At 69.3% G+C, this 13528-nt stretch carries 11 protein-coding genes; 1 reads left to right on the top strand and 10 read right to left on the bottom strand.

All coding sequences use genetic code 11. From position 1 onward, the window contains the following. The first annotated feature begins 27 nt into the window (after positions 1–27). Entirely contained in the window at positions 28–501 is a 474-nt protein-coding gene (locus CAL12_RS15795) for an Lrp/AsnC family transcriptional regulator (RefSeq protein ID WP_086065509.1), read from the top strand. Between the two features lie 5 nt (positions 502–506). Here CAL12_RS15795 and CAL12_RS15800 read toward each other — a convergent pair whose 3' ends face one another. From CAL12_RS15800 to CAL12_RS15845, 10 genes are all read right to left on the bottom strand, one after another. After that, on the bottom strand, positions 507–2189 hold the full coding sequence (locus CAL12_RS15800; RefSeq protein ID WP_086065510.1) for a thiamine pyrophosphate-binding protein: 1683 nt from the start codon (positions 2187–2189) through the stop codon (positions 507–509). Further along, a complete protein-coding gene (locus tag CAL12_RS15805; protein WP_086065511.1) occupies positions 2186–3391 on the bottom strand; it encodes an alpha-hydroxy acid oxidase in 1206 nt (401 codons plus the stop codon). Before CAL12_RS15805 ends, CAL12_RS15800 begins: the two co-directional genes overlap by 4 nt. A 64-nt stretch (positions 3392–3455) precedes the next feature. Continuing rightward, a complete protein-coding gene (locus CAL12_RS15810) occupies positions 3456–4262 on the bottom strand; it encodes an enoyl-CoA hydratase/isomerase family protein (RefSeq protein ID WP_086065512.1) in 807 nt (268 codons plus the stop codon). Positions 4263–4290: 28 nt separating this feature from the next. Beyond that, positions 4291–4902 (bottom strand): UbiX family flavin prenyltransferase, encoded by a 612-nt coding sequence (locus CAL12_RS15815; RefSeq protein WP_086065513.1) that lies wholly within the window; start codon positions 4900–4902, stop codon positions 4291–4293. Further along, the gene (locus CAL12_RS15820; RefSeq protein ID WP_086065514.1) at positions 4899–6368 is read right to left on the bottom strand and encodes a UbiD family decarboxylase; all 1470 of its coding nucleotides are present in this window, start codon (positions 6366–6368) and stop codon (positions 4899–4901) included. The genes CAL12_RS15815 and CAL12_RS15820 overlap by 4 nt, the downstream gene beginning before the upstream one ends. Next, positions 6365–7993 carry an AMP-binding protein gene (locus tag CAL12_RS15825; RefSeq protein WP_086065515.1) on the bottom strand — a complete coding sequence of 543 codons (1629 nt, stop codon included), beginning with the start codon at positions 7991–7993 and terminating at the stop codon, positions 6365–6367. The genes CAL12_RS15820 and CAL12_RS15825 overlap by 4 nt, the downstream gene beginning before the upstream one ends. A gap of 1 nt (position 7994) precedes the next feature. After that, positions 7995–8567, bottom strand: coding sequence for a (2Fe-2S)-binding protein (locus tag CAL12_RS15830; protein ID WP_086065516.1), 573 nt, complete (start codon positions 8565–8567; stop codon positions 7995–7997). Next, a complete protein-coding gene (locus CAL12_RS15835; RefSeq protein ID WP_086065517.1) occupies positions 8564–9397 on the bottom strand; it encodes an FAD binding domain-containing protein in 834 nt (277 codons plus the stop codon). Before CAL12_RS15835 ends, CAL12_RS15830 begins: the two co-directional genes overlap by 4 nt. After that, positions 9394–12492, bottom strand: a complete 3099-nt coding sequence (locus CAL12_RS15840) for a xanthine dehydrogenase family protein molybdopterin-binding subunit (RefSeq protein WP_086065518.1) — start codon at positions 12490–12492, stop codon at positions 9394–9396. The genes CAL12_RS15835 and CAL12_RS15840 overlap by 4 nt, the downstream gene beginning before the upstream one ends. Positions 12493–12502: 10 nt before the next feature. Next, positions 12503–13507 (bottom strand): Bug family tripartite tricarboxylate transporter substrate binding protein, encoded by a 1005-nt coding sequence (locus tag CAL12_RS15845; RefSeq protein ID WP_157793012.1) that lies wholly within the window; start codon positions 13505–13507, stop codon positions 12503–12505. Positions 13508–13528 lie beyond the last annotated feature (21 nt).

Below are 13528 nucleotides of genomic sequence, written 5' to 3' on the forward strand. Positions count from 1 at the left end.
TGCCATGCATAGCCAAGGAGGCATTTCATGCCGACACCCATCCTGGATGCCATCGATCGACGCATACTGGAGGTCCTGCAGACCGACGCCAGCATCACCAATGTGGAACTGGCGCGACGCGTCCATCTGTCGCCGTCCCCCTGCCTGGCGCGGGTCAAGGCGCTGGAAACGGCCGGCGTGATCCGCGGCTACGTGGCGCTGGCCGACCCGCTGGCGCTGGGCTTGAGCCTGAACGTGTTCATCCAGGTCAGCCTGGAGAAGCAGATCGAATCGGAACTGGAGCGATTCCAGCAGGCGATGGCTGCCTACCCCGAAGTCATGGAGTGCTATCTGATGACGGGCGACGCCGACTACCTGTTGCGCGTGGTGGTGCCGGACATGCGCGGGCTGGAACGCTTCATCGTCAGCGACCTGTCGCGCATACCGGGCGTGAAGAACATCCGTTCGGGCTTCGCGCTCAAGCAGGTGAAGTACCAGACCGCTTTGCCCTTGCCGCAATGAAGGCCTCAGCCGGCGGCCGCGCCGCGCAGGCCGGAAATGGTCAGGCGCGGGGATAGCGCGTCCTGGCTGACGCGCAGCTCCAGCAAGGCGGGCGTGCCGGCCGAGCGCGCGCGCGCCAGCGCGGCGGGGAAATCTTCCGTGCGCTCGACCACCTCGCCATATGCGCCATAGGCTTGCGCCATCCGGGCGAAGTCGGGATTGCGCAGCTCGGTGGCGCACACCCTGCCCGGATAGTGGCGTTCCTGGTGCATGCGGATGCTGCCGTACATGCCGTTGTTGACGACGATCACCAGGATGTTCAAGCCATACTGCACGGCGGTGGCCAGCTCCTGCCCGTTCATCAGGAAGCACCCGTCGCCGGCAAAGCACACCACGGTGCGATCGGGGTGGGTCAACTTGGCCGCCACCGCCGCCGGCATGCCGTAGCCCATGGTGCCACTGGTGGGCGCCAGCTGCGTGCGGATGCCCCGGTACTGGTAGAAGCGCTGCACCCACAGGGTGTAATTGCCGGCGCCATTGCTGACGATCGTGTCGGGCGGCAGTTGCTCGCGCAGGTGGACCATGACGCGGCCCATATCGACGGGACCGGGCATCGGGCCGGGTTGCAGATTGTCCAGGTAATCGGCGCGCGCGGCCTGCGTCCACGCCCGCCACGGGGCGGGCGCCGCCGGCGCTGGCAAGGCCGCGGCGGCCGCGGCGAAGGCCGGCATCGCGGCGTTCATGATGAGATCCGCATGGTAGACGTGGCCCAGCTCTTCCGGATCCGCATGAACGTGGATCAGGCTTTGCGCGGGGCGCGGCACGTTGAGCAAGGTGTAGCCGTTGGTGGTGGTCTCGCCCAGGCGCGCGCCGATGGCCAGGATCAGGTCCGCGTCCCTGATCCGCTGCGCCAGGCGCGGGTCCATGCCCAGGCCCGCTTCGCCGACGTAGTGGGAATGCTGGTTGTCCAGCAGGTCCTGGCGGCGGAAGGCGCACGCCACCGGCAGGTCGAAGGCCGTGGCGAAGGCCGCCAGGTCGTCGCTGGCAGCGCGCGTCCAGCCCCCTCCGCCCAGGATCGCCAGCGGACGGCGCGCTTGCGCCAGCCGGGCCGCCATCTCCTGCATGGCATCGGCGGACGGACTGGCCTGGGCGCGTTGGAAAGGCGGGCTGTCGGCGACGACGGCGCTTTCGGCCAGCATGTCCTCGGGCAATGCCAGCACCACCGGACCCGGGCGCCCCGATGTTGCGACGTGGAAGGCGCGGTTGATGTATTCCGGTATGCGCGCCGCGCAATCGATCTGGTCCACCCACTTGGCAATGTGGCCGTACATGTGGCGATAGTCGATTTCCTGCCATGCTTCGCGGCCCATGCAGTCGCGGGCGACCTGGCCGATGAACAGGATCAGCGGGGTGGAGTCCTGCCGCGCGGTGTGCACGCCGATGCTGGCATTGGTGGCGCCCGGGCCGCGGGTCACGAAGCAGATGCCGGGCTTGCCGGTCAGCTTGCCGTGCGCCTCGGCCATATGGGCCGCGCCGCCCTCCTGCCGGCACACCACCAGGCGGATGGCGTCACGCGCATCGTGGAAGGCGTCGATGGCCGCCAGGAAGCTCTCGCCGGGTACGCAGAAGGCGGTGTCCACGCCGTGGATGCGCAGCGCATCTATCAGGATCTGGCCGCCAGTGCGGGATGCGGGCTGCTTGGGGGTCATGTTGTCTCCTCTATCGGTGTTCCGTGGAATCGCGCGGGGGCGGCCGCCGGCGCATCCGCGCGGCAAAGAAAGTCCGGCCCCAGGCCCGCCACGTCGGGGCAGCCCAGCAAGGCCAGGTCGACGTCGATCTCGCGCCGCAACAACGCCAGGGCATGCGCGGCGCCGCGCTGCCCGCCGGCGGCCAATCCGTACAGGGCCGGCCGGCCGACGAAGGCCGCATGCGCGCCCAGCGCCAGCGCCTTGAGCACGTCGGTGCCGCGGCGGATGCCGCCGTCCAGGATCAACGTCAGCCCGGGCGCGGCGGCGGCAATGGCGGGCAGCGCGTCCAGCGACGCGACGCTGCCGTCCAACTGCCGCCCGCCGTGGTTCGATACGAAAATGCCGTCCAGGCCGATGGCGCGCGCGGTCGCCGCGTCCTGCGCGCGCAGCACGCCCTTGACCAGCAGACGGCCCTTCCAGCGTTCGCGTATCCAGGCGATTTCCTGCCAGGTCATGGCGGCACGTCCCGCCCGATGGTCGCCGCGCGCCGCCGTGACGATGGGCCCGCCCCGTTCGGCGGTGAAGTTCTCGAAATGCGGAATGCCCTGACGCAACAAGGTGCGCGCGAAGGTCCGCAGTGCCCAATGCGGGCGGATCGCCCCGCCCCACAACAGGCGCGGGCTGAGCCGCAACGGAATGCTGAAACCGTTGCGCAGTTCGTTTTCCCGGGTGGACGCGATGGGCACGTCCACGGTCACCACCAGCACCGGTACACGCGCCCGTTCCAGCCTTTGCAGCAGGGGCCCGATGACCTCGCGATTCGCGGGCAGGTAACCCTGGTACCACATGTCCGGATTGGCGGCGGCGACACGTTCCAGCGGCGTCGTCGACGCCGCGCTGAGCACGAAGGGCACCTGCGCGTCGCGCGCCGCCCGCGCCAGCGCCACGTCGCCGTCATAGCCGCACAGGCTGACGACGCCCATCGGGCTGATGCCGAACGGCGACCCATAACGCACGCCGAACAGCTCGACCGCCTGCGATCGCGCCGACACATCCACCAGCGGCCGCGGCAGGAAACGCCAGCAATCGTAGGCCTGGCGATTGGCGCGCAGCGAGGCGTGATCCTCGCTCGCGCCGCTGACGTAGCCATAGATGCTGGGCGGCAGGCGGCGCCGGGCGGCGTCCGCCAGGTCGGCGATGGACAGGGCCGATTCCACGGGCATTCAGGTCTTCCTCTTCGTTGGCGATCACGGCGCGCGCCCGGCGTGCGCCGTCGGATGTCCCTGCTCAGCTGCCGCGGAAGGTAGGCGCGCGCTTGCCGTGGAAGGCTTCGACCCCTTCGCGGAAATCGTCGCTGCTGCGCAAGCGGCTATAGCAATGCCCTTCCAGTTCGATGGACGCGGACAGCGAGGCGTCCTCGGTGTCGCTCAGCAGCTTCTTGGCGGTGCGCTGGGCCAGCGGCGAGAAGCCCACCAGTTCAGCGACCAGCCGGTCAGTCGCCGCTTCCAGTTCGCCGTTGGGCACGATTTCCGTGGCGATGCCCCAGTCATAGGCCTGCTGGCCCGAAATGCGGCGCGAGCGCATCACGACGTCCTTGGTACGCGTGATGCCCACCATCTTCTGCAGGCGGGCGGAACCGCCGGAGCCGGGAATCTGGCCCAGCTTCTGTTCCGGCAACGCGTATTGCGTCGTGTCGGTCACCAGGCGGAAATCGCAGGCCAGGGAGATCTCGAAACCGACGCCGAAGCAGTAGCCGCGGTTGGCGGCGATCACCGGCTTGGCGCAGCGGGCCGGCGCGGCGATGTTCCAGGCCAGCTTGGACACGTGCTCGGGCGAGGCTTCGAGGAAGCCCTTGATGTCGCCGCCGCTGGAAAAATGATCGCCGACGGCGCGCAGCACGATGACGCGCACGCGGTCGTCGGCATCCAGGGCCTCGAATACCAGCCGCAACTGGTCGCGTTCGGGCATGGAGATGATGTTGAACGGCGGCCGCTCCAGCACGATGTCGGCACGTGCCCGGACGGCGTCGACGTGGACCTGGAAGCCGTCGAACGTATCGAGCAGCGTGTGGGCGGGATGGTTGATTTGCGGCATCGGGGCAATCTCCTGATTCGTGGGATGTTCAAAGGGCGGTATCCGCGGCATCGCTGGCGTCGCGGGAAGGACGCAATCCTTCCCAGCGCCGCACCAGGCCGGCGGGTTCGATGTCGAAGAGGTCCAGCACGCGGCCCACCGTATGATCGACCATGTCGTCGATCGACGTGGGCCGCGCGTAGAAAGCGGGCACGGGCGGCAGGATGATGCCGCCCATTTGCGTCACCGCGGTCATGTTCTGCAAGTGGGCCAGGTTCAGCGGCGTTTCGCGCACCATGAGCACCAGCCGGCGGCGCTCCTTCAGCACGACGTCGGCCGCGCGGCTGACCAGGTTGTCGGCCAGCCCGTGGGCGACGCTGGCCAGCGTCTTCATGGAGCATGGCGCGACCACCATGCCGGCGGTACGGAAGGATCCGCTGGAAACCGCCGCGCCGATGTTCTTGACGCTGTGCACGACGTCGGCCAGGGCTTCGATGTCGCCGCGGCGCATATCCAGTTCCTGCGCCGCAGTCAGCGCGCCGGAGGCCGACATCACCAGATGCGTCTCCCAGCCGGGCATGGCCTTGAGCACCTGCAGCAGGCGCACGCCATACACGGCGCCGCTGGCGCCCGTGATCGCGACGATCAGCCGTCGCGTCATTGCCGTGCACCATCCGCGGCGAAATCCACGCGCGCGGCCGTATCGATTTCCACGGCCAGGTCCACGTCGTCCTCGCCCGGCACGCGCACCTTGGTGAACACGTGCTCGTGATAGACCACCGGCCGGGTGGCGTCCAGGCCCATCTTGGCGCTGATGCCCTGCAGGTGGGCCGGCGCCGTCTCGCCATCGGCGGGGTTCCAGCCGACCGTGGTGGAAGGATCCAGCACGGAGCCCTGCGCGCCGGGTATCACCACCAGGTCGCGGTCGGCCTGGAAGCGTGTGGCAACCGCCCATTCCACCTGCTGCGGATCGTGCACTTCCACGTCGTCGTCCACGACGATGACCTGCTTGATGTCGTAGTGGGCGCCGAAGGCGGCGCAGATCACGTTCTTGGGCTGGCCCTCATGCGTTTTGCGCAGCTTCACGTAAAGGTGATAGCGCCCCACTCCGCCTATCGCAAGGTGCACGTCCAGGACATTGGGAAAGCTGCGCTGCAGATGCGCCAGCAGCGTCGCCTCGCGCGGGATCGATCCCAGCAGCAGATGCTCCATCTCCGCCGGCACGATGGTGTGGTAGATGGGATCGCGGCGGTGCGTGATGGCGTCCACCGAGATGACCTCGCGCTGCTCGCGCGCGCTGTAGTACTTGGGAAACTCGCCGAATGGCCCTTCGAGCTCCAGATCGCCCGGCATGATGCGGCCTTCGATGACGATCTCGCAGTCGGCCGGCACGCGTACGTCGTTGGTCCGGCACTTGACCACCCGCAGCGGCGCGCCGTGCAGGGCGCCGGCGATCTCCATTTCATCGCTGTCCAGCGGCGCGATGGCCTGCGAAGCGAGCATGGTCAGGGGATCGACGCCGATGGCCACGGCCACTTCCAGCGGCTGCTTGCGTGCTTCCGCTTCCTTGTAGAACGCCCACAGATGGCGCGGCAGGATCAGGATCGCCATGCGCGTCGGCGCGTGTACCTGGATGCGGTGTATCGACACGTTCTGCGCGCCAGTCGCGGGATTGCGCGCGATGACCAGGCCGGCGGTGATGTAGGGACCGTTGTCGTGTTCGCTGTGCGTGGGAATGGGCAGGATGTCGCGGACGGCGCGTTCGCGGTGCACGACCTGCTGGCACGGCGCCTGGTCCTGCGGGATTTCCTGCCACGGCACCGGATGTTCGGCCGCGTCGCGGAAGCGCCGCAGCAACTGGGATTCGGGTACGCCGATGGCTTCGGCGATCCAGGCGCGGCGGGCCATGAATCCCGATACCACGGGCACCGCATGCCCGTCCGGCTTGGGAAAATAAGCCGCCTGCTTGCCGTCCAGGCGTTTGGCGATCGCCGCCAGGCGGTGCTCGAGCGGCACGCCTTCGCGTATGACCGCCATGCGGCCGGTGTTCGCAAGGTGGGCCAGCCAGTGGCGCAGGTCCTTGAAGGGCGCGCCGGATGCCGGAATGGAAGATGCGCTGGTGCTCATGATGTTTCTCGGGCAGGGTTGGAGGGGGCCGTGCCGGCCGGGCCGCACGGCGTACCCAGGGCCTGGTATTCGCCTGCCGCCAGCTTGCGACGCAGGATCTTGCCCACGGGCGACTTGGGAATCTCGGCGACGAAGACGTATTCGCGCGGACGCTTGAAGTTGGGCAGGTCCGATTGCCGGCAGTGGGCGTCCAGGGACTGTGCGTCCAGCGCGGGACGCGCGTCGCTGCGCGTCACGAAGGCCACGACGCGTTGGCCCCAGCGTTCGTCGGGCAGCCCGGCGACGGCGACTTCCGCCACGCCGGGGCACAGCGAGATCACGGACTCGATGTCGACGGGCGAAATGTTTTCGCCGCCGCTGATGATCATGTCGTCGACGCGGCCGGTCACGAACAGGTCGCCGTCCGCGTCCAGGTAGCCGATGTCGCCGGTGTAGTACCAGCCATCGCGCAAGGATTTGGCGTCGGCGTCCGGCCGCTTCCAATAGCCCTCGAAGGCCTCGTCGCCGCTCAGGTCGACGATGATCTGTCCTTCTTCGCCCACGGCGGCGACGTCATGCGCGCCGCGTGCGTCCAGCCGCACCACCCGCAGGCGGGTGTTGATGCCGGCGCGACCGGCGCTGCCGGGTTTGCGCAGGGCATCCTGGTCGATGGAGAAGGTGTAGACCTCGGAAGATCCGTAGTGGTTGACGAACAGGCGCGGCTCGAAGGCGTGCCGCAGGCGCTGCAGCAAGGCGTCCTGCATGGGCGCGCCGGCAAAGCCCAGCTTGTCGACGGACGCCAGGTCGGGGCCGGGCCCCGTGCCGCCGCCCTGCCGCTCGCGCTGCACCATCATGTCGTGGTACAGCGTGGGCACCAGGTAAAGGCAGGTCAGGCGTTCGCGTTCGATGAGCGCGAGCGCGCCGGCCGTATCGAAGCGCGGCATGCAGACGAAGACGCCGTCGACCAGGGCCATGGCCAGCAGCGAGCGCACCCCCATGGTGTGGTACAGCGGCATGACGCCCAGTGTACGTTCGCCGCGTGCATACAGGTTCTGCGCCACGTGCGCCAGGGCGGCGGCGCGTTCCTGCCGGTGACGTCGCGGTACGCCCTTGGGCTTGCCGGTGGTGCCGGACGTATACAGCATCAGCGAAAAATCATCGGCCCGCGCTTCGGGCTCCAGGGCGGCGCCGGTGTTGTCCAGCAGCTCGTCCCAGGCCAGTACGGCACCGGCGCCGTCTTGGGACGCGGCGTCAGGCGGCAGGCCCACGGCGATGCGCGGCAGCGGCCGCGCGGCGACGCTGCCCAACACGGCCCCCTGGCTGGCCGGCTCGAAGAACACCACCTTGGCCTCGGCATCCGTGACGCAGTAATCGACTTCCTCCGGCTTGGCGCGCCAGTTCAGCGGCACCATGGTGACGCCCATGAACTGGCAGGCCCAGTGCAGCGTGGCCGCCTGGTGGCGGTTCTGCAGGACCGACAACAGGCGATCGCCGTGGGTCAGGCCCAAGCGCCTCAGCCCCACGACCGTGCGTGCGATCTGCCCATGCCATGCGGCGTAGTCCAGGCGCAGGTCGCCGTCGACCAGCGCCAGCGCGTGCGGGCTGCGCTCCACGCTTTGCAGAAAAGTTCTTCCCAGGTCGAGCATGTCAGGATCCCGTGGACGACGTGACGGAGATGGGGGACGCGGCGTTGGAGGCGGCGTTGGAGGCCGCGTTGGCAGCCTGGGCCGCACCGCGTTGCGCGGCGATTTCCAGCACCGCGCGGACGATGGGCGTGTAGCCCGTGCATCGGCACAGGTGCCCGGACAGCATCTCGCGCACTTCCGCCTCGGTCGGATCCGGACGTCGCCGCAGGTAGTCGTCGCAGGACATCAGGATGCCGGCCGTGCAGAAACCGCACTGCAGCGCGTGGTGGCGCTGGAAAGCCGCCTGCAGGTCGGACAGCGGCCCGTCGGCATCGCACAAGCCTTCCACCGTGTCGATGTGCCGACCTTCCGCCTGCACCGCCAAGGTCATGCATGAACGCTGTGCGACGCCGTCGATCTGCACCGTGCAGGCGCCGCAGACGCCGTGCTCGCAGCCGACGTGGGTGCCCGTCGCACCCAGGCCTTCGCGCAGGAAATCCGACAGCAGCGTGCGCGCGGCGCAGGCCGCGCCGCGCTCGACGCCGTTCAATTGCAGCCGCACCGTGTGCAGGCTGTCGCGGGCTATCTGCTTCATGTGTTCGTTGTCTCCGTGACCTCGCGCAGCACCTGCGCGCCCAGCCGCCGCACCAGGTGGCGGCGAAAGCTGGCGCTGGCATGCGCGTCGCCCTGCGCGTCCAGCTGCCAGGCGAAATCGTTGAGCGCGCTTTCCAGGTCGGCGCCGCGCAGATCGGCCGGCCAGCACGCCAGCCGCGGCCGATCCGCCACGCCGCCCACGGCCAGGCGCAGCTCGCCGGGGCCGGCCACGGCGGCCACCGCGACGATGGCGAAATCGCCGTGGCGCGCGGAAAACTCCGTGAAGGCGCAGCGCTGCCCGGCGACATCCAGCGGAAAGCGCACTTCCTGCAGCAGCTCGTCCGGCGCGCGCGCCGTCATCAGCATGCCCTGGAAGAAATCCTCGGCCGCCACCGTGCGCCTCCTGGCGGCCCGCCGCAGCACGACTTCGCCGCCCAGCGCCAGCAATGCCAGCGGCAGTTCCGCGCTGGGATCGGCGTGGGCCACCGAGCCGCAGACCGTGCCGCGATTGCGGATCTGGAAGTGCGAGATATGGGGGAATATCCGCTGCAGCAGCGGGACCTCGTGCGCCAGCTTCGCGCGCCACTCCACGCTGGCCTGCGTCGCGGCGGCGCCCACCGCCAGCACGCCGCCGTCCGCGCGCACGTAGTCCAGGTCCGCCGTACGAGAGATATCGATCAACGCGGCCGGCTGGGCCAGGCGCATGTTCAGCACCGCCATCAGCGATTGCCCGCCGGCCAGGATGCGGGCGTCCTCGCCCAGCCTGCCCAGCAGCTCCACGGCCTCGTCGGCGCTGTCGGCGCGCAGGTAGTCGAAAGCAGCTGGCTTCATCGCGATACTCCCAGGCGACGCAGCAGCCAGCGCAGCCAGGACTGTCGCGGCGCCGCCTCTGCCGCGCCGCCGGCGGCCTGCCGGCCCAGTTGTTCGAAGAGCTGGCGCAACACGATTTTGGCGGCGCCCTCCAGCATGCGGCCGCCCACAGCCGCGACCTTGCCGGACACCTGGGCTTCATAGTCGTAGCGCAGCAGGCAGCCGCCATCGCGCGGTTCCAGCGACACCACGCCGCTGCCCTGCGCCGCCCCCATGCTCGACAGGCCCGAACCCGCCAGCCGCAGGCGATGCGGCGGGTCCAGGTCGCTCAGGGCCACCTCGGCGGCGTAGCGGGCCTTGATCATGCCCACGCCCACGGTCACGTCGGCCCGATAGCGGTGCGGCCCGATCTCTTCCAAGGCATGGCAGCCGGGAATCACGCGCGCCAGCGCGGCGGGATCCATCAGCACGTCGAAGACGGCCTGGGGCGTGGCCGACAACGCGATCTCGCCGCGCGCGGACAAGGCCTTGCCCTTGGCATCGCCGCCGATGCGGCCGACGGCCGTGCCGTCGGCGGCGCCCTGGGCCGTCCCGTCCGGGCGGCCTGCCTCGCCTTGTGCGCCCAAGGCGCCCGCGGCCTCCAGCGACGCGGCGACCGCCGCCGACGGTGGCGGATCGTCGATGCCGATCAGCGCCATCACGCGCGCCGGCGTCAAGGGCAGTTCGATGTCCTCGCAGCCCAGCGCATCGGCCACCGCGTTCGCAATACAGGGCGGCGTGCTCATGTTGTTGCCCTCGCCCAGGCCCTTGGCGCCCAGCGGTGTAAAGGGGCTGGGCGTCTCCAGATGCAGGATCACCGGCTCGGGGACTTCGCAGGTGGTCGGCACCAGATAGTCGGCGAACGTGCCGGACTGGAAGCTGCCGTCGCCGCCGTAGCGGAATTCCTCCATCAACGCCGCGCCCAGGCCCTGCGCGAAGGCGCCGCGTATCTGCCCATCGGCCAGGGCGGGATTCAGCAGCGTGCCGGCGTCGTGCGTGGTGACGTAGCGATCGATCCGCACCCGGCCGGTGTCGCGATCCACTTCCACGGCGCAGATGTCGAAGGCAAAGCCATAGGCGGCCGACGTATTGATGCGATCGTCGTCGTCCGGCGGCGTGAGCTGCGGCGGCGTCCAGAACGCCGTCTCGCGCAGTCCCGGCGCCTCGCCCGCGGGCAGCAAGCCGGGCGCCCAGTGCGGGCCGGCGGCGAAGCGGGCGAACGGCAGGCCGCGCGCCGGGTCATGGCGCGGATAGACCTTGCCGTCCTCGAACACCACGTCGTCCGGTTCGCACCCCAGCGTCGCGGCGGCAATGCGCGCGAGCTTGTCGCGCAAGCGCTGGCAGGCGATGTGCAGCGTTCCCGCCACCGCGCCGGCGAAACGGCTGGAATAGTTGCCGGCGGCGACGGACCAGGCATCCTTGGTGGTGTCGAACTCCACGTTCACCATCACGTCTTCGATGGCCACGCCGAAGACCTCCGCGGCCACTTGGGCGCATACCGTGCGATGCCCCTGCCCCGCCGGCGAGGACGCCACGGTGACGGTGATGCCGCCCAGCGGATCGATGGCCACGGTGGCCGCGGCGATCCCGCCGTTCTTGGGGCCGGCCTTGGCGCGCTGGTCGCGCGTCAGGGCCGTGGTGATATAGCCCATGTTGGAAATCGACGGCTCGACGATGGCCGCGAAGCCGATGCCGTAGAGCCGTCCCTGCACACGCGCGGCTGCCCGCCGGGCGCGCAGCTCATCCAGGCCACCCTCGCGCACGGCCAGCTCCAGCGCCTTCTGGTAATCGCCGGAATCGATCAGCGCACCCGCGGCGGCGCGGTAAGGAAACGCGTCGCGGGGAATGAAGTTGCGCCGGTAGACATCCAGCGGATCCATCTCCAGCTCGACCGCGATGCGCTGCGCCAGTCGCTCCAGCACGAAATACGTCTGCGCGCCGCCGAAGCCGCGCACCAGGCCGGTGGGCGTCTTGCTGGTCAGCACCACGCGGTTGCGCACGCGCAGGTGTTCGATGGCATAGGCGCCGGTCAGGCAGCCATGCATGCGGTAGAACGTGGCGGGCTCCGGGGCGCGCAGGTAGCCGCCGCAATCGTCGAACTGGTCCAGCGACAGGGCCAGGATGCGCCCGTCATGGTCGACCGCCGCTTCCGCATGGCACAGGCGCGCGGTGGCCGATGTGGCGGCCGCCAGGTGCTCCAGGCGGTCTTCCACCCACTTCACCGGCGCGCCGGCCTTGCGCGCGGCCAGGCACATGAGCACGACCGAACTCATCACCGCCTGCTTGACGCCGAAGCTGCCGCCGGAATCGGGGAAGGTGCGATGGCGCAGCCGGTTGCCCGGTATCTTCAGGGCCATGGCCATCACCGTGTGCAGCGAGAACGGCCCCATGAAGTTGGACTGGACGTCGTAGCCGTCCTGCTCGGAAAGGAACTGCGCCACGACCACCGCGGTCTCGATGGGCGTGCACGAATTGCGCGGATAGCGCAAGGTCAGCGCGATGCGCCTGGGCGCCGCCGCGAACGCGGCGTCCGGATCGCCATAGCGAAAGCTGCGGTCGCTGACCACGTTGCTGCCCACCTGCTCGTGCAGGACGGGCGCGTCGGGTTCGATGGCGCTTTCGATGTCGGTGACCGGTCCCAGCGGCTCGTACTCGGCTTCCACCAGTTCGGCCGCGTCTTCCGCCAGGTAACGGCTTTCCGCCACCACCACGGCCACCGGCTCGCCTACGTAGCGCACCTTGTCCACCGCCAACGCCCACAAGTCCATGGGCTGCTTTACGCCGACGATGAAGGGTTTGGACCAACGCCGCACGTCGGCGCCGGTCAGCACCGCGCGTACGCCGGGCATGGCTTCGGCGCGCGCGGCGCGGACCTCCCGCAGCCGGGCATGCGCGTGGGGCGAACGCACCACCGCAGCGTGCAGCGTACCGGGCCGCAGCGCCGCATCGTCGCCGTAGCCGCCGCGGCCGGTCAGCAGCGCGCGGTCTTCGACCCGCGCTGTCGCACGGCCCAGATGACGGCGCCGCTCCGGCGCCGGCGCGGCGGACGTATCGGGATCCAGGGTGGTCAGGGTCATCGTACTGCGCTCATTCGGCCCGGATGCCGGCCTTCTTGATCACCGGCGCCCATTTGCCGTCCTGCGCCTGAAAGAACTTATCGAAGTCGGCCGTGGATCCGCCCAGTATCTGGACGCCCTGCGCCTCGAACACCGACTTCACGTCATCGTCGCGCAAGGCCTTGTTCAACTGCGCGTTGAGCTTTTCGATGATGGGCTTGGGCGTGCCGCGCGGGGCGGCCAACCCATACCAGACCGAGACCTCGAATCCGGGATACCCTTGTTCGGCCACCGTCGGAATGTCGGGCACCGACGGCAGGCGCTTGGCCGTGGTGATGCCCAGGGCGCGCATCTTGCCCGCCTTGATCTGCGGCAAGGCGTTGGGCAGGTTGTCGAACATGACGTCGACCTGTCCGCCCAGCAGGGCCGTGACCATGGGCGCGCTGCCCTTGTACGGGATCTGGTTCAGGTCCGTGCCGGTCACGTTCTTGAAGTACTCCATCGCCAGGTGCAGCGACGTCCCGTTGCCGGCGGACGCGTAGTTCATCTTGCCCGGGTCGGCCTTGGCCCTGGCCACCAGGTCGGGCAGCGACTTGATGGGCGATTCGCTGCGCACCAACAGCACGTTGGGCGTCTCGCCCGCCAGCAATACCGGCACGAAGTCGCGTTGCGTGTCGTACGGCAGCTTGGAATAGATGTATTGATTCACCACCAGCGGGAAGCCCACCACCACCAGCGTATAGCCGTCCGGCGTGGCGCGGGCGCCCGCTTCGGTGCCCACCACGGTGCCGGCCCCGGGCCGGTTTTCCACGATGACAGGCTGGTGCCAAGCTTCGGTCAGCTTCTTGCCCAGCACGCGCGCCATGGTGTCGTTGAAGCCCCCGGGCGTATACGGCACGATGATGCGCATCGCATTGTCCGGATAACTGGCCACGTCGGCGGCGGCGGCCGGCGCATTGCCGAGCGCGGCGGCCATGGCCATGCCTGCCATGGCCAGCAATGCGCCGCGGCGGCGCGCGAAATTCCTGTTTTGCATTCGTCCCTCCTCGTTATGGCT

Origin of the sequence: Bordetella genomosp. 8 (genome assembly GCF_002119685.1) — a bacterium.
GTDB lineage: Bacteria > Pseudomonadota > Gammaproteobacteria > Burkholderiales > Burkholderiaceae_B > Bordetella_C.

Coding starts and splice junctions, on each gene's coding strand:
- CAL12_RS15795 (WP_086065509.1), top strand. CDS start 28: ATGCCGACACCCATCCTGGATGCCATCGATCGACGCATACTGGAGGTC.
- CAL12_RS15800 (WP_086065510.1), bottom strand. CDS start 2,189: ATGACCCCCAAGCAGCCCGCATCCCGCACTGGCGGCCAGATCCTGATA.
- CAL12_RS15805 (WP_086065511.1), bottom strand. CDS start 3,391: ATGCCCGTGGAATCGGCCCTGTCCATCGCCGACCTGGCGGACGCCGCC.
- CAL12_RS15810 (WP_086065512.1), bottom strand. CDS start 4,262: ATGCCGCAAATCAACCATCCCGCCCACACGCTGCTCGATACGTTCGAC.
- CAL12_RS15815 (WP_086065513.1), bottom strand. CDS start 4,902: ATGACGCGACGGCTGATCGTCGCGATCACGGGCGCCAGCGGCGCCGTG.
- CAL12_RS15820 (WP_086065514.1), bottom strand. CDS start 6,368: ATGAGCACCAGCGCATCTTCCATTCCGGCATCCGGCGCGCCCTTCAAG.
- CAL12_RS15825 (WP_086065515.1), bottom strand. CDS start 7,993: ATGCTCGACCTGGGAAGAACTTTTCTGCAAAGCGTGGAGCGCAGCCCG.
- CAL12_RS15830 (WP_086065516.1), bottom strand. CDS start 8,567: ATGAAGCAGATAGCCCGCGACAGCCTGCACACGGTGCGGCTGCAATTG.
- CAL12_RS15835 (WP_086065517.1), bottom strand. CDS start 9,397: ATGAAGCCAGCTGCTTTCGACTACCTGCGCGCCGACAGCGCCGACGAG.
- CAL12_RS15840 (WP_086065518.1), bottom strand. CDS start 12,492: ATGACCCTGACCACCCTGGATCCCGATACGTCCGCCGCGCCGGCGCCG.
- CAL12_RS15845 (WP_157793012.1), bottom strand. CDS start 13,507: ATGCAAAACAGGAATTTCGCGCGCCGCCGCGGCGCATTGCTGGCCATG.